The organism is Myxococcaceae bacterium JPH2, assembly GCA_016458225.1.
Classification (GTDB): domain Bacteria; phylum Myxococcota; class Myxococcia; order Myxococcales; family Myxococcaceae; genus Citreicoccus.
Genome location: JAEMGR010000002.1, coordinates 66023 through 88371 on the forward strand (window position 1 = coordinate 66023; position 22349 = coordinate 88371).

The 22349-nt window shown below is 70.2% G+C and carries 11 protein-coding genes, 1 pseudogene and 1 riboswitch; of the genes and pseudogenes, 3 read left to right on the top strand and 9 right to left on the bottom strand.

The annotated features are described in order from the left end of the window. Positions 1-16 precede the first annotated feature (16 nt). From JGU66_04705 to JGU66_04740, 8 genes are all read right to left on the bottom strand, one after another. Complete coding sequence (locus JGU66_04705; protein ID MBJ6760053.1) at positions 17-1054, bottom strand: iron ABC transporter permease; 1038 nt, start codon at positions 1052-1054, stop codon at positions 17-19. A 176-nt stretch (positions 1055-1230) separates the two neighbouring features. After that, positions 1231-1617 (bottom strand): hypothetical protein, encoded by a 387-nt coding sequence (locus JGU66_04710; GenBank protein MBJ6760054.1) that lies wholly within the window; start codon positions 1615-1617, stop codon positions 1231-1233. Continuing rightward, entirely contained in the window at positions 1604-7630 is a 6027-nt protein-coding gene (locus JGU66_04715; protein MBJ6760055.1) for a VCBS repeat-containing protein, read from the bottom strand. The genes JGU66_04710 and JGU66_04715 overlap by 14 nt, the downstream gene beginning before the upstream one ends. A 21-nt stretch (positions 7631-7651) precedes the next feature. After that, complete coding sequence (locus tag JGU66_04720) at positions 7652-12970, bottom strand: hypothetical protein (GenBank protein MBJ6760056.1); 5319 nt, start codon at positions 12968-12970, stop codon at positions 7652-7654. Positions 12971-13124: 154 nt separating this feature from the next. After that, positions 13125-15122 (bottom strand): hypothetical protein, encoded by a 1998-nt coding sequence (locus JGU66_04725; protein MBJ6760057.1) that lies wholly within the window; start codon positions 15120-15122, stop codon positions 13125-13127. A gap of 157 nt (positions 15123-15279) precedes the next feature. After that, positions 15280-16158, bottom strand: coding sequence for an ABC transporter substrate-binding protein (locus JGU66_04730; GenBank protein ID MBJ6760058.1), 879 nt, complete (start codon positions 16156-16158; stop codon positions 15280-15282). 32 nt (positions 16159-16190) lie between these two features. Continuing rightward, entirely contained in the window at positions 16191-17816 is a 1626-nt protein-coding gene (locus tag JGU66_04735) for a hypothetical protein (protein ID MBJ6760059.1), read from the bottom strand. Beyond that, entirely contained in the window at positions 17791-19836 is a 2046-nt protein-coding gene (locus JGU66_04740) for a TonB-dependent receptor (protein MBJ6760060.1), read from the bottom strand. Before JGU66_04740 ends, JGU66_04735 begins: the two co-directional genes overlap by 26 nt. A 58-nt stretch (positions 19837-19894) precedes the next feature. Beyond that, positions 19895-20139: riboswitch (cobalamin riboswitch) on the bottom strand. Positions 20140-20488: 349 nt separating this feature from the next. Between JGU66_04740 and JGU66_04745 the strand changes: the two genes are divergently transcribed. The 3 genes and pseudogenes from JGU66_04745 to JGU66_04755 all read left to right on the top strand — a co-directional run bounded on the left by JGU66_04745 (position 20489) and on the right by JGU66_04755 (position 21386). Further along, a complete protein-coding gene (locus JGU66_04745; protein MBJ6760061.1) occupies positions 20489-20737 on the top strand; it encodes a hypothetical protein in 249 nt (82 codons plus the stop codon). Continuing rightward, positions 20734-21087: a helix-hairpin-helix domain-containing protein gene (locus JGU66_04750; GenBank protein ID MBJ6760062.1), complete on the top strand. Its 354-nt coding sequence runs from the start codon at positions 20734-20736 to the stop codon at positions 21085-21087. Before JGU66_04745 ends, JGU66_04750 begins: the two co-directional genes overlap by 4 nt. A gap of 197 nt (positions 21088-21284) precedes the next feature. Next, positions 21285-21386, top strand: a pseudogene (locus JGU66_04755) (MotA/TolQ/ExbB proton channel family protein). Positions 21387-21443: 57 nt separating this feature from the next. On the opposite strand, the gene JGU66_04760 reads toward JGU66_04755, so the two are convergent. Beyond that, a partial coding sequence (locus tag JGU66_04760) for a hypothetical protein (protein MBJ6760063.1) occupies positions 21444-22349 on the bottom strand: 906 nt, incomplete at its 5' end.

Sequence of the window (22349 nt, forward strand, 5' to 3'; positions counted from 1 at the left end):
GGCCTGCCCCCGGTCATCACAGCGCGTCCAGTCGCACGCGCCTGCGCAAGAGGACGAGGAACAGCGGGCCACCCAGGAGCGCGGTGACGACGCCCACCGGAATCTCCGAGCCGAACAGGTGGAAGGACAAGCGCGCCAGCAGGTCCGCGAGCATGAGGAACGCGGCGCCACCCAACGCGGACATCGGAATCAGCAGCCGCTGGTCCGGTCCGAACGCGAGCCGCAACAGGTGCGGCACGATGAGTCCCACGAAGCCAATGAGCCCCGTGAGCGCCACGGCCCCCGCGACGCTCGCGCTGGAGGCCAGGAGCAGCCAGCGGCGCGTGGCGACCACGGGCACGCCCAGCGTGGCCGCGTCATCGTCGCCCAGACCTAGCAGGTTGAGTCGTCCGGCCAGTGCCCACATCACCGCGATGGCACCCACCTGGAGCAAGGCGGCGAACACCAGCGTGGCGCCGCGCTCGTAGCCCAGCGAACCCGCCAGCCAGAAGAGGATGGCGCCCAGTCGGTTCGGGTCCGACAGCGTCTTCACCAGCGTGATGGCGGCGGACGCGAAGGCATTGAAGACGACCCCGGTGAGCAGGGCCGCGTAGGGCGCGCGGGCCGCGTGGCCGCTGCTGGAGGCGAGCACGAAGAGGATGGCGGCGCCCGCGCCCAGGAACGCGAAGACGGACGGCGCGGACAGCCGGACCAGCGCCTCGCCCACGCCCGGCGTCATCACGCCCACGGTGGACAGTCCGAACGCGAGCGCCAGCGTGGCACCCAGCGCGGCCCCACCGGACACGCCCAGCACGAACGGATCCGCCAGCGGATTGCGCAGCAACCCTTGCAACGTGGTGCCCGAGGCGGCGAGGCCCGCGCCCACGATGGCGCCGAGCAGCGCGCGCGGCAGGCGCAGCGAGGAGAAGATGACCGCGTCCGTGGAGCGAGGGTCGGTCAGCGCGGCGAGCAGGGAGATGGGCTGCTCTCCGAAGCGCACCGCCACCGCGAACGCGCTCAGCGCCAGCAGCGCGAAGCCGAGCAGCAAGCCCACGAGCCGCGCGGGATGGAACATGGGCCCCAAGCCCGAGCGCCCGCTCACGCGAGGCCCCCGTCACGCGATGCGCCCGCTCCTCGGACCTGGGCGATGCGGAAGACGTGGCGACGACGAACCATGGCGGGAACTCCGGGAGCGGCGACGGCAGGCATCTACCCCGGCCGCCGCCGCTCCGAAAGTCCCTCGCCGTCCTGCTAGCGCAGCCCGTGGTGGGCCTGGAGTCGGGACACCACCCGCTCCAGCATCTGCGCGTCGCGCGCGAGACAGGCCGCCACGAGCCAGACGTCACCCTGCTCGCTCACGACCTGCTTGATGTCGTTCGTCACGAGCAGCGGCTCTTCCGCCACCACTTCTTCGTAGCAGTCGAGCCCCTCGGGCGCCGAGGCCGGCGATGCGAGCGCCAGCTTCAGCAGCAGCGCCGCGAGGTTGACGAGGCCATCGCGCGTGCCCAGCACCATGGTCTCATCCGGAGGTCCTCCCGCGTGGAGGACGCACCGCGCTTCGCGGTCCTGGACTCCCTCGGCCAACAACGCGAGCGCCTGGGTCAGCTTGCGTGCCTGCGTCTGACTATCCCGGTCCACTGTTCACCCATCCTGTCTTGGGATTTCCATTGTCATCCAGGATGCGGACCTGGTGCTTCTTGTATTCGCCCTTGGGGCCCTGGACCGTGTTCAACCGGTGCTCGTGGGGCACCTTGTTGAGGTTGTACTTCACGCCGTTGATCTCCACCTTGTGCGGCGCCTCCTGGCCGTAGTCCTCGCGCGTGAACGTGTTGCCCGCCTCGTCGTAGTAGGTCACTCGGCGGTTGCCATTGGGATACGTCGTCTCCCAGACGGAGTTGGGCGTCCAGCGCTCCGGCGCGGCGTTGGGTCCCTGGTAGTGCGTGGTGGTGTTCTGCGCGGGTTGATTGCCGCCCTGCGCGTAGAACCGAGGCCCCAGCTCCTGCTCGTTGGTGGCGATGCTGTTGCTGGGCCAGAGCACCACGAGCACACCACCCACCGCCGCGCCTCCCGCGCGGACCGCGTTGAGGATGGCGCCTCCCACCACGCGCCACGTGGACGGCGGAGCCTCCAGCAGCGGCGGCGCGGGCACCGGCGGCGTGACAGGCACCGGCGGCTGCCACGACGGCATCTGCATGGGCAGACGGAACGGGACCGGCTCCGTGATGGGCAGCCCGCCGCCCGGCGGAGGCGGAGGCGGCTGCCACGACGGCACGAAGGGCAGCTCCTGGCGACCATCCGGGTCCCAGAACAGCACGGGGTTCTGCCGCACGTACTGGTACGGGTGCAGGCTCCACGGGGCATCGAGGAACTTGGGGTCCGGCGCCTTCGCCAGCGAGTCCGGCGTCAGCCAGCGACCTGTCTCAGGCGCCATCCAGCGCGCGCCGTGGTCGCTCCAGCCCGTGTTCCAGTCGGTGCGCTTGTTGAGCGTGTTGAGCGGCTCGGCGTGATGGTCGATGGCCCCCACCGCGGCGCCACCGCCCACCAGCTCGCGGTACGCATCCACGGACGCGCCGAAGGGCTCGTAGCGCCGCTCCTCGAACACGCTGCCATCCGCGCGGGTGATGAGCGCGGGACCGGCCGCGATGCCGCCGTGGAAGTACAGCGTCGCTGTGGAGTCGAGCACCGCCTGTCGCTGCGCGGACAAGCCCGCCGCCTGGAGCCCAGGCCCACACGCGGAGCCCAACAGCGCCACCGCGACCGAGCCCGCCATCGCGCGCACCCAACCTGGCCGCGCCGTCGTACGCCACCGCAGCGCCGCCAGGTACACCAGCCCCAGCGCCGCCACCACCAACCCCGAGAAGAGCCGGCCCACGGCCACGTCCTGCGAGACACCCGAAGCCGAGCCCATGCCGGGCCGCAGCGCGAGCGCCCCACCCGACACCGGCACGGACTGATTCAGCCGCGCCAGCACCCGGTCACCCAGCCGCACGTAGCGCTCGCGATGGTCCATCGCGCGCTGGCTGAGCTGCGGCGAGAACGAGTACTCCGGCAGTCCATCCGGGCCCTGCGTGAAGACGCGCTGCCCGTCATGGCCATAGGCGTGGTCCACGAACGTGGGCGTAGCGCCCGGCAGCGTCACGCGCGTGAGCTGATCCAACCCGTTGTACTGCATGAGCCGGCCGCCCTGGCTCACGAGCCGGCCCGCCGCGTCGTAGTCCATCAGCACGTCGCCCGAGGCCGTCGCCACGCGCGTCAACTGACGCGGGCCGAAGCCGCGCTCGCCGTAGTGGTGCGTCCCCGCCAGGATGCCCAGGGACTGAGGCCCCTGCGCCTGACGCTGCACCATGTTCTGGAGCCCGTCGTACTGGTAGCTGAACCGATACGAGGCCGGGCCCTGCGCCAGCGTGCCGTCCGGCTGCTTCACCGCGCCCAGCACCATGTCCGTGAGGCGCGCCGCCGAGTCATACGTGAACGTGGCCGAGTGGTTGAGGCCCACGCCGTCCGCGTCCTCCACCGTGCGAGGCGCACCGTAGGCCGTGCGCGTGAGCGTCACGTCGTAGAGCGCCACGCCCGTGGAGCGCAGCGTCTGGATGCGCTGGGCCAGGCCGAGCGCATCGCGCGTGTAGAGCTGGCGCACGCCATTGCCATACGTCTCGTCCAGCACGCGGCCCGCCGCGTCCAACTGCGTGGCCTGCCAGAACGTGCCCACGCGCGTGGGCCGGCCGATGGCGTCATACGTCGTGTCGACCGGAACGCCATCCACCACCGAGGACAGCACCAGCCCGGAGGGGCTGAACACGGTGGACTCGTCCGCCCACACCCCGTCGACGGAGCGCGACTGGTGCTCGTTGTTGCCATACACGTCGTAGCGGTAGTGCACCTCGCCGCGCGGCTCCGTCACCCAGGCGAGCCGCCCCGGGACGTAGCCCGTGGAGGTGCCGTCCTTCGCGACGTCGTAATGGAAGTCGAACCCGGAGCCGTCCTCACCCTGAGCGCGGGTGAGGCGCCCCAGCAGGTCATAGAAGAACTGCCGCGTCTGCCCCGCCGCGTTGGTGTGGTGCGTGAGCCAGCCGAAGTCGTTGTAGCGCAGCGTGCGCGGACCCACGTCCGGGTCCTGCGCGGACACCATCCGTCCCAGCGTGTCGTAGCTGAAGGAATGCGTGGCCAGTCCGCCCTGCAAGGCCAGCGAGCGGATGCGGCCCGCGGCGTCGTAGCTCGCGTCCACGGACTCCAGCGTCGAGCCCACCTGGCGCTGCGTGCGCAGGATGCGCCCCAGGCCATCCATGCGCGTGGTGACGGGCGTGAGGTCCGTCTCGGATTGCGTGGTCTCGAAGGCCTGGTACGTCAGCGTGCGGACGTCGCCCGTGGGCAGCGTCTGGGTCACCATGCGGCCCAGCGCGTCGTACGCGATGCCCTGCCCCACCGCGCCCACCGGCCGCGACACGGGCAGCGCGCCGTCCACATAGACAGGCTCCGCCGCGTACACCACCCGGCCGCGTGCGTCGCGCTCGAGCCAATCGCTCACCGCCCACCGGCCCTGCGTCAGCCGCTGCGCCGAGTACAGCCGCTCACCCGCGCCGTTGGAGACCGCCACGCTCTGCCGCCACGGGCCGCCGTCCACCCACGCACCGGTCCAGCTCCCCGCCAGCGCGCTCGGCGCCCCGTCGAAGTCATACGTGAAGGTCTTCGGCTGCGGCGCGCTCCAATCATAGACATAGCGAAGGTGGGGCTGAGCGCCCGCCCGAGCCATGGTCGTCGGGCGTCCGAGCGTGTCGTACGTCACCTCCGTCACGATGCCGTCCGGCGACGTCAGCCGGCGCGGCTGGCCGAGCACGTTGTCCCACTCCATGGCCCACGTGAGGGTGCGCCCCACCGCGGGCGAGGTGCTCTCCGACACGGGATACAGGTGGTTGGCGTCATACGTCAGCGTGCGCCAGCTCCCCTTCGAGTACATCCGCGTGGGGTTGTCCCACGCGTCGTACTCGGTGGCGGACTCCAGCACCCAGCGCGGGCTCACCGCGTCCGCCAGCCAGGCGCGCGTCTCGCGCATCAGCCGCCCGGCCTGACACGCGGCGGGGTCCGTCCAGGTGAACACCTGCGTGGCGTCGCCGTAGAACATGCGGCGCTGCGAGACGAGCGTGCCGTCTCCCTCGCGCAGCGTCTCCTCGCACACCACGTCCTGAATCCAGGCGGTGTCGTCGCTGGCGTACACGCGCTGCATCGTGCGCTCGTCGCCCGTGACATCCAGCCGGCCCAGGTCTCGCTGCTCGATGGCCCGGACGCGCGCGTCATAGGCATACGTGGTCAGCGTCTCGATGGGCGTCGTGAGCCCGTCATGGTGCAGCGTCCGCGTCTCCACGAGCGCGGCCTTGCGCAGCCACGGGATGTCCGGCAGGCCCTGCACCGGTCGCGCCTCGTAGGTGGACGTCTGCACGCGGAACAGCCGCCCTGTGCCGTCCTGCGTCCGCACCTCCAACGGCATGCCGCGCAGCACGCGCAAGCCACCCAAACCTGGATGGAAGCGCGTCTCTTCGTACAGCGTGTCCGCGGCGGTGGCGCCCAGCGTCCGCACGCCGCCCACGAGGAAGCCACCAAAGCGGCGCTCCTCCGCGTCCCAGAAGCCATCGCGCACCGTGTACTCGATGTTGCGCGTGGGGCTGCCCGCGCCGGGGACCACGCTCAGGGTCACCGGCACCGGGATGGACATGGGCAACAGGCGCGTCCACGGCTGGCCCGCGCCGCTCGCCAGCACGGCGAGCTTCGCGCTGCCCTCGTAAGACACCGCCACCGACTTGCCGAGCCCGTTGGTGATTCCCGTCAGCATGCCCGCCGACGTGGCGCCCGCCATGTCCAGCAGCCACATGCCGTCCGGCGCGCTCCAGACCACGTCCTCGCTGCCGTTGCCGTTGAGGTCCGCCGTCGCGACGATGACGGACGCGCCGTCCGCCGCGGGCCGGGCCACGTCTCGCGCGGTGGTGCTGAAGCCGCCCTGCGCCAGCCCCGCGTACCAGGAGAGGTTCGCCCCAGACAGGCGCACCACATCCATGATGCCGTCGCGGTTCAGGTCACACAGCCGCAGGCTGCCCAGGTCCAGCACCGTGTCCGACCAGGGATAGGCATACGTCACGCCCGCGGCGAACGTGCCGTCCCCCTTGCCTTGGTAGACCGTCACGGACGTGCTGCCCAGTTGCACCACGTCCGCCAGCCCGTCGCCGTTCACCTCGTGGAGCCGCGCGTTGGGGCCCGGCATGAGCCGGAAGCCATCCACCGCGGGCTTCGTCTGCCAGGCGCCCAGCCCGTTGGGACCGTTCCACTTGATGCTCAGCGTCTCCGCGCCGGTGCGCAGCAGGTCCACCCGGCCGTCACCGTTGAAGTCCGCGATGAACAGCCCCGGGTCCATCAAGGTCAGACCCTCGGTGCCCAGCCAGCGCCCCACGGGCTGGAAGGTGTCTCCCTCCAGTCGCAGGAGCTGCCAGCCATCCTGCGACGGCATCACCAGCTCCGGCCGCACGTCGCCGTCGGTGTCCACCAGTCGCACGCTGTTGAGCACCGCGCCGCTCGCGCCGAGCAACGGACGCTCCGGCCCGAACGACGTGCCCGCGCCCTTGCGCCAGGACTGCACTCCCTGGTCCAGGCGCAACAGGTCGCTCATGCCGTCGCCATCCACATCCATGACGCTGACGCCGGCCTGATTGAGCACCCACCCGCCCGACGCCTCCACCTGCGTCACCTGCGCGGTGGCGGCCTTGGCGGCGTACTGCAACGTCAGCTCGGGCAGCGCGTCCACGCGGCCACGGCCCAGCTGCTTCACCTTCGCCAGACGCGAGATGGCGAAGCTGGTGTCATAGGTGAGCTGATAGACGCGCAGCGCCTCGCCGAACGCGTTGACGCGCACCTCGGACAGCCGGCGCCCGGTCTCCACCTTGAAGCCCGTGCGCCAGGACACCGCGCGGTCCGCGCGCGCCACGTACACCAGGTCCGCGCTGTAGGCGGCCGAGGGCCCCCACGCGATGCGCGACAGGTACACCTGGTTGGCGTCCTTCATGTACGTCAACTGCAAGGACGCGCCCGTCGGATGGACGACCTCCTCGAGGTACCAGGAGGCCACGCGCGTGCCCTCCTCCATCCGCGCCCCGGCCGTGAGTCCCAGCCGGTAGCGCACGCCCGCCCCGTCGGTGACGACGAAGCCGGCGCCATCGCGCGCCACCTTCACGGACTGGCCTTGACCCTCCAGCCGCCAGGACACGCCGTCTGGCAGGGCCACGAGCTGTCCGCCCCCGCCAATGCCAACCAACTCCAGCTCATCCGCCGCGCCGTAGGAGGGCACGCCCTGGCGCAGGCTCCGACGGATGGCCGCCGAAGACAGCGCCCAGCCGATGCCCACCGGGCCGTTGCCCAGGTCGCCCGAGTACGACAGCCCCAGGGCGGGCGCGAGTCCTCCCGTCCCCTTCGGCAACTCGAAGGGCAGCTCGTAGGACACCTGCGAGCTGAAGACATTCACCTGCGGCGTGTCCACCAACCCTCGGACCGAGCCCGGTCCATCTGGCAATTTCAAGGTCTGGGCATTCACGGCGCCGGACAGCGGTGTTCCCGCCGCTCCGGCGCGCGTGGACGCCAGCGCCAATAACAAACCTGCAATGGCAGCTCTCATGGATGTCTCCTCGACCGGCCCCTAGTTCTTGGCGACGGACAGCACTTCGAAGCGCAGGTACACGTCGTTCACCTTCTCCAGCGGGAAGCCGTTCTGGAGCAGCGCCTTCCACGGGAAGATGAGTTCGTATTCGCCGTACAGCCCTCGTCCCTTCAGCTCGAAGCTCGACTGCGCGATGCTCCCGCCTTCCTTGAAGTCGGCCAGGTGGGTGTCATCGAGATAGGCATTGATGTCGGCGGGGGTGAACTGATTCTCCTCGCCCACGCCGTTGACTCCCACCGAGCCCAATCGCAGCGACGGCCGGGCCGCCCGCGTCTGGAAGTCGTCGGAGGAGGTCTCCGCCGAGCACCAGTGACTCTGGAAGGTGTTGCGCTTGCGCAGCCGCAAGGGGATGGGATTGAGGGAGTTCCAACCGCCCGAGAGGTTGTCCGCCGACAGGAAAACCGCCACGCCCCACATGCGCTCCGCGCACCGGTCCGGGAACCCGGGCGGCTCGTGCGGCATCACGAAGCGCACGCCCTGCCCAAGGTAGCTGCCCTTCTGGTCGTAGATGGCGCTCTCCGGCGCGAGCAGCCGGTGCTTGAGCCGCGTGCGCGCATCCCACGCGCGCTCGCCCTCCGGCGCGGACAGCCGGTCCTTCATGCCCAGCAACTGGTCGCGCAGGCGCAGCACGTAGTAGTGCTTCTCCACCAGCCGCCCATCCAGCGTCTGGTCCAGGTGCACCTTGTCGAGCAGCGACAGCGCGCTGGTGAGCTGATCCGGCCCCGAGGCGGCGGCGATCTGCTGGCGCACGCCCTGGCTCTGCTGCGTCTCGTACTCCAGCGACAGCGCCAGCAGGTACGCCACGCGCTTGGCCCAGGTGAAGGCCGCGCGGGCCTGGAGGATCTCCTGGTCCAACCAGAAGGTGTGCGTGAAGCCCGGCACCTGCCGCGCCTCTTCCTGGGCCACCACGGCCCAGCCCTCGCCCAGACGCTGGCGCACGGTGCGCTCCAGGTTCTGGAGCGTCATCAGCGCCGACTGCGTGTCCGTCACCGCGCGCTCCACCTGAAGCGCCGCGGTGCGCATGCCCACCAGGTGGAGCTTCGCCGCGTCGAAGCACTCCATCAGCCGGACCTGGCCCTCCCACTGCTGCACCGCGAGGGCATACGCCTGCTCCTCGCGCTGGATGTCCGCCTCCAGCGCCAGCGAGCGGTCCTTCTCCGCGCCGCCGAAGATGCCGGACACCAGCCCCGCCACCGCGCTCACGCCCTGGATGACGTTGCCCGTGTAGATGGCCACGCCGAGCCCCACCGCGTTGGTCACCATGCTGCCCGCGGTCTCCACGCCGTTGATGTTCCGGTCCGCGTTGGACTTGGCGTTGATGAGGCCCGTCATCCGCTCGCGGTGACTCGTCTCCATGAGGTCGCGCTCCGCCTGGCTCGCCGCCAGGGATTGGCAGTGGGCGTCCGCCAGGTCGAACTTCTCCTGGTAGTCATTCATGGACGAGCGCGCCACGGCGAGGCTCTGGCGCGCGGCCAGGAGGCCGAGCATCGCGGCGCCCATGTCGCCTCGGTAGCAGCTCTTGTCCAGGCCCGTGCCCACGCTGTCCGCGGTGGGCAGCGGCGCGGCGGCACCGAGCCGGGTGACACACAGGTTCTGCGCCTGACCGAGGATGCCGGGCGGCACGTCCTGCATCTGCTGCCCATTGAGGGGCAGGACGAACAGGTCCGAGACGGGCATGACATCCACGCCCCCCACGCGCACGCACCGACCGCCGCCACTGGCGCACGGCTGGATATCCGCGGAGGCATAGGCCGCCGCGGCCGTGGCCTGATTCCCAGGCAGCGTGGCGAACGGGAGCAGCTCGCTCCAGGTGCAGAGCGTGAAGCGCGCCTGGGCCTGCGTCACGGCGTCATACAGCGCCTGCGTGCCCACGTGGCAGACGGGGTTCGCCGTGTCCACGAAGCAGCTCTCCGCGCGGCGCGCCGGCTCACCGAACAGCAGCGGCGCCTTCACCGGGTCGAACCGGTCCAACATCTCCGAGGCCTGCCCCGAATCAAAGCCACACAGCTCCACGAGGGGGCGCCCGTACTCGCGCTTCAGCTCGAAGACGCGGCGGTTGTGCTCCTCCGTGCTCATGAGGTTCTGCACCTGGTTCGTCTTGAGCTGGAGCCACGCCGAGCGAGCCTCGCCGCGCTCGCGCACGGTGTTCTGCATCTCCACCTCCACCCGGCTGAGCAGGTACGAGGATGAGCCGAAGAACTTGGCCGTCGCGTCCTCCGCCCCCGAGGGGATGATGGCGCCGAAGTACAGCGGCGCCTCGTCCTCCGGCAGGCCATACGGATGACAGGAGTTGAGCGCGCGGACCTTCTCGTAGGCCTGCTGTCGCACCCGCGCCAGCTCGCTGCGCGCCGAGTTCCAACGGGCCGTCCACATCAGCTCGCCCTGCGGAGCGCACTGCGCCAGCTCGCGGTCGCGCGCCGCCGCCGCGAAGGCCTCCAGCGCCAGCGCGTAGCGAAGCGTCCGACCAAAGCGCGTGAGCTCCTGGTCGCGCCGCGCGCCAGGAGACGCGGGCGTGCACGCGGCCACCGTCTCGCGCTCCACCTGCTCCATGTCCGCCACCAACAAGCGCAGGTGCGCGGTGAGGCCCTCCAGCAGCGTCACCGGGAAGCCGATGGCCTGCGGATGGGAGGCGCGATTCTGCGGGTGCGGCGCGAGGTCCTGCGACTGCGGTCCCAGGTAGTCCAGGGGCTGCGCCATCACCGTGGCCAGCTCCGCGTCGGTGAGCGGATAATCCCAGACACCCATGCGGTTGGTGGTGGGGCCGGACACGGAGCCGCCCGGCGTGGACTTCAGGAGGAAGTGCTCATAGGCGAAGGTGCGCAGCTCGGGCACCGGCGGAGTCCCGCCCGTGGTGAGCGTCTGGACGCCGTCTCGTTCCCGCAGCGCCATGCGCAGCGCGGGCTGGGCCGCCGTGAGCGGCGTCCCACCCGTCCAAAGCCAGACATTGGTGCTCGTGCCCACCTTCGCCGCGGTCTGGAGACCCCAGCTCGCGGTGCCCGCCGAGGACTGCCAGCACTGCGGAATCAACCGGCGCTTGCCCGGCAGCGCGCCATCGGCCGTGTACGCCAGCGAGCCCAGGTACGTCGTGGTGCTGGAGGGGCAGGAGCCATAGGCGTCCGCCGAGTCGAAGACGAAGGTCATGTCCCCGCGCCGCCAGTTGGCGTTGCCGCCGCGCGTGGCGATGGACGCGCCCTGCCACGTCCAGGACGTCACCGGCTTCTGGGGCACGCGGTAGTCGGGGTTCAGCATGCCGCAGGTGCGCGTGGCGTCCTGGCCCGGCAGGAGCGGCGCATAAGCGCTGTCGAGCAGCAGGTCCCACCCGCGCTCCATGCGGTCCATGGCGCTGGTGAGCGTGGGCCAGTCCGGGCGGTACGTGACTCCGTCCACGAAGTCCGCCACGTCATGCTGGCGCACCACCTCCTGCGCGATGAAGGAATGCACGCCCACCCACTCCTGGAGCAGGCGCCAGGAGAGCTTCTGGTCTCGGCTGTTGGCCTGACGCGAGCTCAGGTGCAGAGCGCCAAAGAGGCGCGCCAGGCTCAGGCAGCGCGCGGGCGTCTTCTGCGTGAACGTCGGGTCCGTCTTCAGCGAGCGGGTGGACTTCAACCGCTCGGTCAGCCACGCCTCCTCGGTGACGGTCCCCATCGCGGTGGGCAGGGCGTCCAGGTTGGCCAGACACTCGGTCAACAGCTCCTCGCTGTTGAACAGCTCCGGGTTCGCTTCGCCGTTGGGCGCGTAGCGGTCGCGCTGCGTGAAGAACTCGGACACGTAGGGCGGCGCGTTGTTGGCGCACTTCAGGTCGCCGGACAGAGGCAGCACGCTGGCACCGAAGCCCGCGTGCTCCAGCGGATCCGCCGCGCTGCCCTGGTTGCACACCAGGCCCTGCGCGAGCTGCCACGGCATCAAGCCCCAGCGAGACTGGAGCGTGTCCAGCCGCGCGTTGCCGTCGTCATCCCACGCCTTGCGCTTCGCGTGCGTGATGGCATTGCTCGCCGAGGTGGCGGACGTCACCGTCTCCCACGGCCTCGTGCCCGCCACGCACACGCCCGCGCTCCCCAACCCCGCCTCACAGGAGTAGCCCGTGGCGCACGAGCCCACCGTGGGGCACGCCTGGGGAACCACACCCTCCACGCGCAGCAGCGTGAAGCGGGCCATCAGCCCCGCCCCCGAGTCCGCCCCGCCGCCACTCACCGGCACCGGCAGCGACACATTGAACTGACCCGACAGGCGCACGTCCGCCAGCGGGTTGCCCTCGAAGAAGCCCGCCACCTCGGCCGTCATGCCGGCCGTGCCACCGTCCGCCAGCGGCAGCCACGCGGACACGTACTTGGGCGAGCCCGTGCGGCCCAGCTTCAGCCGGCCGGACGGAGACAGCGTGCGCGACTCATCGAAGAGGAACAGCGAGTTCGCGTCCGCCCAGCCTCGCACCGGCAGGCGAACCTTCTGCGCGTCATCCGCGCCAACCTCCAGCGTGACGTTGCCGGAGAACTCGCGCACGGTGCCGGTGGAGCCCAGCGCCTCGGGCACCGAGGCCACCACGCGCACGCGACGGTTGGACGCCGACTCGGAGGTCACCACCACCTCCCAGTCCGGCACGCCGCCGTCGCCCAGGCTCGCGGCCACGCCCGTGCGCGGACGCGTCCAGATGGGCTGCGTGCCCAGGTACTCGCCATTGCGCTGCGAGAAGGTGAAGGCGCCCAGCGTGCACTCGCTGGCGAAGGGCGCACCCTGGTCCGGCGCGCCGCACGCGACCTCCATGTCCTGCCCCGCCTCGATGCTCACCACCGCGTTCTGCGCCGTCGAGGGCAGCGTGCCGCCGTCCAACGACACCGAGCGCACCGTCACCTGGAGCGGCTGCGCCTGCCAGACGCCGCCCGACGTGGGCGGCTGGAACTGGAGATACGCGGGCGACGCGGACAGGCGCGGCAGCACCGTGGAGACGCCCACCGGCGTCGAGCCCGGGCACCGTCCCGAGCAATCACAGACAGCGCCCCCGGCGCACTCCGTCCCCGGCGGTCCCGCCTCCAGACACGTCCAGTCGCACGCGCCCTTGGCCCGGTCACAGTGCGAGCCCCAGGGACAGTCCTCATCCAGGAGACAGGCGCGCTCGTGGCCCGGCTGCTTCAGCTCCTCCAGCAGCGTGTTGCTGCGGTCGTAGCAGGTGTCCTCCAGGCGGGATTGCAGCACCGCCACCTCGGGCTCCGCGGACTCCAGTCCGCCGTCTCCGCCGTTGTTGCAGGCCCATACACAGACGAGCAGCAGCGCGCTCGCGACCCTCCACGACAATGATTTCCACATACACGTCTCCCATCCGTGGCGGCACGCCGCGCACGGCCCTGGAGTCAGGAGTTGAGGGGTGAGGAAGCACGCGAGACGCGGACGGGCACGACTCGGTGCCATGCCCATCCACGTCTCGCGAAGTCATGAGGGGCAGTCCGGCCCCTCGGCGGGATTACTGAGCCAGCGACGAGGCGGCGTGCGGCGCGGCCGACAGCGCATTCACCGCTTGCTGATACGAATTCGTGAAGCGAACCCCGGGCTGAGCCCCGTGGTAGATGTACTGGCTCACCTTGTCGTGCCAGGACTGCTGCTGCGCCTGGAGCGCGTTGTAGGTCGCCGCGCTCAAGGTCGGCGTCGCGGCCAGCGCGGCGGCCAGGGCCTTCTGGTCCAACCCCAGCATCATCGTGTTGTACTCCAGCTCATACGCCGTGGCCTGCTGCTCACCGCACACGTCGAAGAGCGTCCCGATGCCCATCGCCAGGTTCTCGCACGTGGTGCGCTTCGTGGCGGCCAGCGCGGCGGACGTGTGCGGCAGGGACATCCGCTGACACAGGCTCAGGTCCAGGTCGAGCCCGGGCAGGATGGCCTGGACGCTCGCGTCGCCGGTGCACGCGGCGGACAGCCGGGGCGGCGTCCACCGGTTGCCGCAGACGACGCCCGAGGTGAACCCGTAGTTGTCGAAGTACTCGCCGAGGAAGCCCGGTTCGCCCGCGGAAGTCGTCACCCGCGTCGAGGGAATGAATTCCCGAGGCAGGCTGGGGCTCTCCCACCACAGCATGGCGCCGGCCTGCGAGTGCCAGTCCTCCAGCTCGACCTTGATGTCATACGTCTGCCCCGCCACCAGCGCCTTCTGCCCGCTGTGCACCAGCACGGTGCGCGGCCCTGAAGGACCGGACAGCGTCTGGAAGGTGATGCCCGCCGCGGCCGTGTCGAGCACCAGAGAGCCGCCCACCCAGACGCGGATGCCGTCATCGGACTCCGTGCGGAAGGTGTACGTCTCGGAGAACTGCGGCGTCAGGCGACCCGTCCAGCGCACCGAGAAGTAGTCGGGGCGAACCTTCGGATCCGGGCGGTTGAGGTACCACCAGAAGTTGATGGTGGGGTCCACGCGCACGGCGTTCTTCTCGTACTCGGGCCGCGTGCGGTAGTAGCCCTCGACCTCCTGGCGCTGCGCCGGGGTGAGCAGGTCCCCGCGCAGCTCATACAGACGCTTCATCGCGCCGATGATGAGGTGACGGAAGGTGTCATCCTCGTAGCCCCCGGCCACCGCCGCCGACACACCCGTGGCCAGCTCCTGCTGGAGCGCCGTGTATTTGGCCTGGGCCTGCGCCGCCGTCGTGTCAGGCATTTCGTCCCGCGTGGTGCAGCGCGGCGAGCCCGAGTCGATGAGGCTCGCGTCGCGAATCTCCGCCGCCGCGTCCTCCTGCTTGAGCGAGCCCAGCGTCAGCAGGGGCCGCGAGTAGCGCAGGGTCGGCAGCAACAAGGGATGGCGCGGGTTCACCGTGTTCGTCACGCCGCAGAGGGACGCGTCCGCCTTCTGCTTCCACTGGGACACGACGTTGTTGAACGTCAGCGTGCAATTGAAGGTGAACGTGCGCTCCTGATAGTTCCCCGTCTGCACCCACGCGCTGTACACCGTGGGCGTCTCGGAGAGCTGCGTCGTCACGGGCCGCGACGGGTCCTGGAAGTTGTCGCGATACCACTGCAGCTTCTGCTGCTCCATGTCCCACTGGAAGTCAGCGCACTGCCGATACTGTTGATTGAAATCCGTGTCTCCATCCCAACCACAGCCATAGCCGGGCCAACAGCCATACTGCGCCCATTCCTTGCCACTGATGGTGGTGTAGTAAGGATCTTGCCGGAACGTCTCCCCGCCAAACGCCTTGTTGCGGCACGTGTTGGGCACGGGCTCGACCTGATACGTCGCGCCCCCCTGGCACTGCGGCCCCGCGGCAGGGTCACACGGATAGCCTTGCCACGCGCTGTAGACCCAAGGCCCCGTGCAGAGACGTTGCTCGTTGGCCACGTTGGAAGCGCCATCCGTCAGCAGCGAGGGCGCGCGACAGCTCTGCGCCCACACCTCGGCCACGTGTCCCCCGCCCCCCACGAGCAATCCCAGTCCGAGCCCCGCTCGCGCAAGGCTCCGCCCTCTCAGCCACGACAGTGTCATCGCCACATCCCCCTCTGGCGCGGCCGTCCGGGGCCACGCGAATTTCCCAGCTTCCATACGAAGGCGTGTGGAAAGGCTGGCTCCGGGGGATGTGCATTTCCGAGAACTCGCGACACCCTCACGGAGGGTGTGGGTCCCCAGCTAAAAGACTCTCGTGCTAGTGGACGCCCGCGTCACGCGGTGCCGGCGCGGGGTGGAGCAGCAGGAACAGCTCCTCGAGCCCCCGCCCCAGCGAAGGCCCGGGCTGGAGGAGCGCCAGGGAAGGCACATCCACCCAGCGAGCCCCAGACAAGCCAGGCAGCGCGCGCAGCGTGTCCTTGCCCACGTCCACGTCCGCCGCGTCCACCACCACGTCGGGCCGCGCGGCGACGACTCGCTCCACGGAATACACGGGGTAGGCCGTCCCCGCGTCCGCCGCCACGTTGAGACCGCCCGCGTCCTGGAGCAGCTCGTTGGCGAACGAGCCGGGCCCGGCGACGACGAGCGGCTCGAAGCCATAGACAAACAGGACGCGCGGCGCGGGCTGCTTCTTCGCGGCCTCACGGATGCGAGCACGCGTGGCCTCGATGCGCACGACGAGCGCCTGTGCCTCCGAGTCCCGGCCCAGGGCCTTGCCCACGGCGCGCAGGGCCGCGAGCACGTCCGTCACGGTGTGCAGCGGCAGCACCAGCACGGGCACGCCCAGCTCCACCATCTTCTCCACGGGCCGCTGGTTGCCCGGCCCGGGCTGCACCAGCACGAGGTCCGGATGCAGCGCCACCACGGCCTCCACCGAGGGGTCCACGAAGCCGCCCACGCGCGGCAGCTTCGCCACCTCCTTGGACTCGTCGTAGCGCGACACGCCCACCAGCGACGCGCCCGCGCCCAGGCTCTGCACCATCTCCGTCAGGGACGGCACCAGCGTCACCACCCGCTTCACCTGCTTGGGCGGCGTCCCCAGGACATACGGCCCCGAGGCCGGCGCCCCCGCGTGGGCGGAGCTTGCAACCAGACACCCGATGAGCCCGCACAGCACGGCCAGGGAACGCGCGAACATGACGATGGAACTCCTCACGAAGGGATGGGGCCTCACGGCACGCGGCCGGGGATGGCCACCAGGTCGGTGACGTTGGACACGGGGCGGCGCGGGTCTCTCGGGCAGGCCTCGAGCGCGGGGCCCACCGCGCCGGGCGTGCTGAAGCCCCGTCGCTCCACCAGCGCGCCGTCCTTCACCTCCACCACATACACGCGCCCGCCGTTGACGTCCCCGAGGTACACCGCGTCGCCCGCCACCGCGAAGCGCCCCGCCACGGCCACCTGGCACTCGGGCGTCCCAGGGGTGCAGCCCGCGGACAAGGAATAGGTCGCCACGGGCGCATCGTCCTTCACCAGCACGAGGCCCGTGGCGCGCACGTCGTCCGCGCGATTGCCATTGCCCGTGTCGTAGCGCGCCTCGCCCAGACAGCTCACCACGAGCTGTCCACGCACGGGCTCCACATCGCCCGCGTTGAGGCAGTGCTCGGCCCCCAGGTCGATGGCGCGCACGCCACCGTCTGCCGGCTCGATGCGCGCGAGCATCCCTGGACCATTGGGACGATAGTCATTGGCGGGGTTCAGGTTGGTCAGCGCCACGTACACCGCGCCGTTCAGCGTCGTCGCCGAGTAGGGCAACGGCAGGCTGGTGCCACCGTCGAACGACTTCAGGTCCAGGCCCGTGAGCGGAATCGAATCGAGGAGCCGAGGATGCTCGGGGTCCACCACGTCCACCCGAGCCACCGCGTTGCCCTTCTTGAAGCCCGAGCCCGCCGTGCCGAACAGCGGGATGTAGAGCGTGTCCCCCACGCGGGTGATGCCCTGGGGACTGGTGTTGGCCCCCAGGCTGAGCTGCGTCACCGTGCGCAGGCCCAGCGACGTCCCTTCGCCCGAGCCCTCGCCGCGCAGCACCTGGAGCGTGTTGTTGATGGAGTCGACGACGTAGACGTAAGGCCACGCCACGAAGATGTCATTGGGGGACGTGGTGACGTTGCCCAGCGAGGAGCGCTGCGACACCTGTCCCAGGTCTCCCGCGGGCGCCTGGAGCAACTCGGAGTTGGTGGCATCCGCCGCGAGCAGGACGTCGCGATACGCGCCCAGGCTCTGCACTCCCGCGCCCAACTGCCGACGAGGTCCCAGCCGGTCCGTGCCCGCCTGGATGCCCACGACCTGCCCCAGGTTGTAGCAGGCCGCCACGACGTCATAGCCACAGACACCGGAGTGACACGACTGCGCATCCGGACACGCGCGACCACAGGCGCCACAGTTCGACACGTCCGTGAGCAGGCTCACGCAGGCACCACCACACCGCGACGTCCCCGCCGAGCACCCCACGCCGCAGCGCCCCGCCTCGCACACCTGCCCGGAAGGACAGGCATTGCCGCACGCGCCGCAGTTCGCGACGTCGCTCGCGACGGCCACGCACGTCTCGCCACAGCGCAGCGAGCCCTCGCGACAGGCGCACGCGCTGTCCTGACATACGGAGTTCGCGCCGCACACGGTGCCGCACGCGCCGCAGTGCTCTACGTCCGCGCGCAAATCCACACAGGCGTCGCCGCACACGGACAGGCCCGGGGTGCACACCGCGCCTTCCTTGGGACAGCCCGTCAGGAGGAGCACCGCCGCCAGGGACAGCCAGGGCGCCCACGGAAGCGACTCAGGGATTCGGGGCCTGCGGAGCATGGTTCACCTGGGAGGAAGGGGCCGCCGCGGGGCGGTCCAGCGCCACGCCCAGCGTCACGTAGGCGGCGCGGCCCGGCAGCGGGTAGCCACTGAAGTCAGACGTCTGCGCATCCAGCAGGTTCTTCAGCTCCACCGACACGGTGACATCCGGGTGCCGAAGGAACGTGCTGGACGCGCCCGCGCTCACCCACGTGCGCGAGGGCAACGTGAGCGAGCCGGTGCGATTGAAGAACTGCGCGGACTGATAGAGGACCTCCGCGCGGGCATTGAGCCACTCCGGTCCCGCGCGCACGCGCCCCATCCACTTGTGCCGAGGACGGTACGGCAGGTCCTTGTCGAGGAAGCGCGGATCATCGAAGCGGTTCTGCGTGCGCATCCACGTGTAGCTGCTGCTCGCGGTCAGCCAGGGCAACGGCCGGGCCTCGACCTCCAGTTCGGCGCCCCACACGCGGGCGGCGGCGAAGTTGTAGGGCTTGGCGAGCAGCGGCGGATACAGCTCATACGCGATGAGATTGTCATACAGCGCCACGAAGCCACCGGCCGAGGCGCTCCAGCCCTCATGGCTCCACGTCACAGCCGCGTCCGCGTAGAGGCCCCGCTCGGGCTTGAGCGAGGGATTGGGCAACAGCGTGCCCTGGCGGATGTACAGCTCCAGGAAGGACGGCGCGCGGTGAGACTGCCCCGCGTTCGCGCGCACGCCGAAGCCATGGCCCACGTCCAGGGATGCGCCCAGCTTCGGCGCCACCAGCCAGTACGGACCCACGCGCTCCAGTCGCAGCGAGGGCGCCACACCCAGCCGTCCGCCCCAGAGCAACAGCTCGTCCATGACCATGACGCTCGCGCGCCACCACGACGCCTCTTGGGTGTGCAGCGCCTCCGTCACCGCCTCACCCGAGCCCGCCACCGCGACGCTCAGCGCATGCACGTCGCCCAGGAGCTTGCGACCCTCCAGCTCCACGCCGCCCACGGTCTGGTGTTGCGCGCCGCCGTCCATGTCCGGCACGCCGCCCGTCACCTCGAGCCCCTCGCGCCGGAAGAAGCCGCGCGCGCTCAGCTCGCCCGCGTTCGCCAGGGGCCGCGCCCACCGCAGCCCAAGCGACACGCGTCCCAAATCCTGTCGCCCCGTGGTCTGCGGGTTCTGCACCGTGCCCGCGAGCCCGCGGTTCTCCAGCGCCAACTCAGCGAGTGCATCCACCTGAGCGCCGTCACGCAGGTCGCGCTGGTAGCGCAGCAGGGCACCACCCCCGCGAGCGTCATTGCGCGTGCGAACGTATTCCGTGAGCGGGTTGCCCTCCACGGCGGGCAGGTCATCCACGCGATAGCGGAAGTTCCCTTCCGAGCGCCCTCCGTGCACGAGCAGCATCACCTGTCCATCCAGCAGCGGACCGGTGGCGGCGAGCTGGCCGAGCACGGTGTCCCAGCTCCCGTACGTCACCTCGCCGCTGGCGCGCAGGGTTCCTTCGGGAGGACGCGTGACGATGCGGATGGCCCCGCCCAGACCGCCCGCGCCGTAGCGCGCACCGGCGCCGCCTCGCAGGACCTCGATGTGGTCCACCAGCGCGGCGGGCACGAGCGACAGGTCCGCCATGCCGCCCGCGCCGTTGAGGGGAATGCCATCCAGGAACACGAGCACGCCGTTCGACGACGCCCCGCGCACCACGATGCCCTTGCTCTGACCGAAGCCGCCCGTGTCCTGCACCGCGAGGCCCGCTCCACCCGACAGCAGCTCCGCGGTGTCGCGTGCTTCACCGTCGTGCGAGCGAGCGTCGATGACGGTGATGGCGCCCGTGGGGTCCCTGCGCCGAGCCGCATCCGGGGCCTCGCTCACGGGGGCCTTGCCGGTGACCTCGACGGTGGGGACGACGAAGACTTCGTCCGCGGTGGGGGACGCGGCGTCGGGCGGGCTCGCCTGCTGCTCGGCGGGGCGCTCCACCTCGGGGGTGGGCGCCTGGGCTCGCGCCATCCAGGAGAGGCTGAGCGCCAGGCACGCCACGGGCCTGACGAGATGAGTCCGCCGCATGCTCCGCCTTCCGCTCTCTCCATCGAAGAGAGAAGGCTGCCGGGTCGTTCCGATGAAGAACGCGACCGGACCCCTGGGCAGGTCTCCTGGCTCGTGAGCTCTGGGAGAGGCGCACACCGCGCCGGTCCAGAAGGGGACCTCTGCCTTCCCCCGGTGCATCCCGCAGCACGGTGGAGTGGCAACAGACCGAGGTTCCCGGCCCTGACCTCAGGGCAGCCCGTTCACAGTGGCGGGACCGCGCCGGATTCGCACCGGCTTCCCTCTTGAAAGCCCGACATGGGCACCCAAGGGCCCGCCCCTTCTAGGGGGTCCCCCCTCGTGCGTCAAGCGACCGCAGGTGGCGCGTCGGGAGTGAACACAGCGGGTTGCGAAGCACTGAACGCGAGCCCCCGACACGACCGCCAAGGTCGAGTCCGAATCACATCAGGCCCCAGCGCCAGAGTCCTCTCACGCGGCGAGATCCAAGCTGGAGCATCCGCGCCCGTCCTCGCGCGTGGATGGACATCGAGCCCGTGAACGGTCGCGCAGCGCGGCATCAGAGGGGACGTCCGCTGGCATGCGGACTGCTCTGGACGCGAGCGACCTCAGGCGGTCACGCCGAGCGAGGGACCCGCGCCGTGGTGGTGCGGGAATGCAGAACGAGGGGGCAGGGATGCTGACGGCGGGGAAGCGGTTGGCGGTGTTCTCCATCCGCGAGGGCAAGGGCGGGAGCATCTGGGTGAGGGCGGGGAGCGCGTTCGTGAACAAGGATGGCTCGCTGAACGTGCTGTTGGACGTGCTGCCGCTCGACGGGAAGTTGCACGTGAGGGAAGCGGCGGAGAAGCGGGACACGGCCACGGCGGGGGGCCGCTACACGAGCGAGCTGGGCCTGGAGTCATCGCCAGTGGGGGGACACTCGTGAAGTTCGGCTGGGTGGCCCTGCTGGGCTGGGCGCTGTTGGGGCCCGGGCTGGCCGAAGCCGCGAGGCAGCGAACGCAATACACAGGCGTGGTGAACCTGAACGAGGCGACCGCGAGCCAGTTGGACCTGTTGCCGGGCGTGGGAGAGAAAGCCGCGGAGCGAATCCTCGAACATCGGAAGAAGCGGCCCTTCGGACGCATCGAGGAGTTGGTGCGAGTGAAAGGCTTTGGAAAGAAGCGATTCCTCAAGCTGAAGGCACACCTGACGCTGACAGGCCCCACGACGATGAAGGTGGAGAAGGTCTCCGCGCCCGACGCGCCGGGAAAGGAGGCCACGCACCCGAAACCATGAACCCACTCTGAGGAAAGTCGCAGAAGGGCCGTCGAGCCGGAAGAACGGAGCGACGGCCCATTCTCCTTCACACGCTTCTCGGCGCTCAGAGCGTGTTGAGAGGGAGCGATGCGAGGTGGCGCGGCGAGTGCCAAACTGGGGCCCAACGCGGGGTATTTCGGCCGGCCCCTCCGCGAGGGGTGCGGGGTCTATCTCGTTCCACGGGCATCTCCGAGGCCCTCGTGACGACGACCTTCGGTCTGCTCGTCGCCATTCCCGCCGTGATGGCCTGCAACTCCTTGCAGCGCTGGGTGGACGCCTGCGCTGCCGCCATGGCCTCGCGCCCCCTGACGCATCGAGGGCCCAGGCCGTGGCAGCTACCCCGCGGACTTCTGGACCGGGACAGGACTTGGGAGCGTGAGAGGGGGAGGCCGTGTCTCGGTATTCGCCAGCCGCTCGAGAGGGCGGAGGAGCGACATGACGCCATGGCCCAATACGGGCAATGCCACGGAGGGCTGGAGAACCGCCTTCATCCCCGCGTGCAGGTGCAGTATCCGGTAGAACTGGCGATGGACGTGTGCGTCGGTCGACGTGCGCTCCATCAGCCGCAGGATGTACCAGTGCAGCAAGCCCAGCCCGAAGGCCCGCTTCCCGACGGCCTGCGGATACAGCAGGTCCATTGTCGTGCCCAACAGCCACGGGAGCCGGATGACTTCAGGGAGCTGCTTGCGGAAGCGCTGCGCCAGGCCCGATAGCTCGCCTCGTTCAGCCTGCTCGCGGAGGCAGGTATCCAGCAGCTCGGCGCCAAGCCCCGCCACCGACATGCCTTGCCCGTAGAGGGGGTTGAAGGCACACGCGGCGTCTCCCAGGACGACCAGCCCCTCGGGAAAGCGGGGCAGCTTCTCGTAGTGCCGCCACCGGCAGTCCTTCACCTTGTGCTGAGTTATGGGCCCTATCGGCGTGGCCTCTTTCAGGTAGTTGTAGAGGTCCGGACGCGTGAGTGAGCGCGCGTACTCGAGGAACCCCGCGTACTCGGTGGGCGCGTGCTCCCCGAAATAGCCATTGAGGGTGACGAGCCACCGGCCTCCTTCGACGTGTGAAATGAAACCCGCGCGCCAAGCCTTGGGAGGACTGGGATAGAGGAAGAGCGCCTTCCATTCCTTTTGGAAGTGGGGCGGCGGCTCGTGCAGGCACGTCGTGTAGGAAAGGTCCACGATGACCTGCTCTTCCTCCGGGCGCGCGTAGCCGATGGCTTCCAACCACTGAGGCATCCGCGAGCCCCG

Coding starts and splice junctions, on each gene's coding strand:
- JGU66_04735 (MBJ6760059.1), bottom strand. CDS start 17,816: ATGCTCCGCAGGCCCCGAATCCCTGAGTCGCTTCCGTGGGCGCCCTGG.
- JGU66_04725 (MBJ6760057.1), bottom strand. CDS start 15,122: ATGACACTGTCGTGGCTGAGAGGGCGGAGCCTTGCGCGAGCGGGGCTC.
- JGU66_04720 (MBJ6760056.1), bottom strand. CDS start 12,970: ATGTGGAAATCATTGTCGTGGAGGGTCGCGAGCGCGCTGCTGCTCGTC.
- JGU66_04705 (MBJ6760053.1), bottom strand. CDS start 1,054: ATGTTCCATCCCGCGCGGCTCGTGGGCTTGCTGCTCGGCTTCGCGCTG.
- JGU66_04745 (MBJ6760061.1), top strand. CDS start 20,489: ATGCTGACGGCGGGGAAGCGGTTGGCGGTGTTCTCCATCCGCGAGGGC.
- JGU66_04740 (MBJ6760060.1), bottom strand. CDS start 19,836: ATGCGGCGGACTCATCTCGTCAGGCCCGTGGCGTGCCTGGCGCTCAGC.
- JGU66_04715 (MBJ6760055.1), bottom strand. CDS start 7,630: ATGAGAGCTGCCATTGCAGGTTTGTTATTGGCGCTGGCGTCCACGCGC.
- JGU66_04730 (MBJ6760058.1), bottom strand. CDS start 16,158: ATGTTCGCGCGTTCCCTGGCCGTGCTGTGCGGGCTCATCGGGTGTCTG.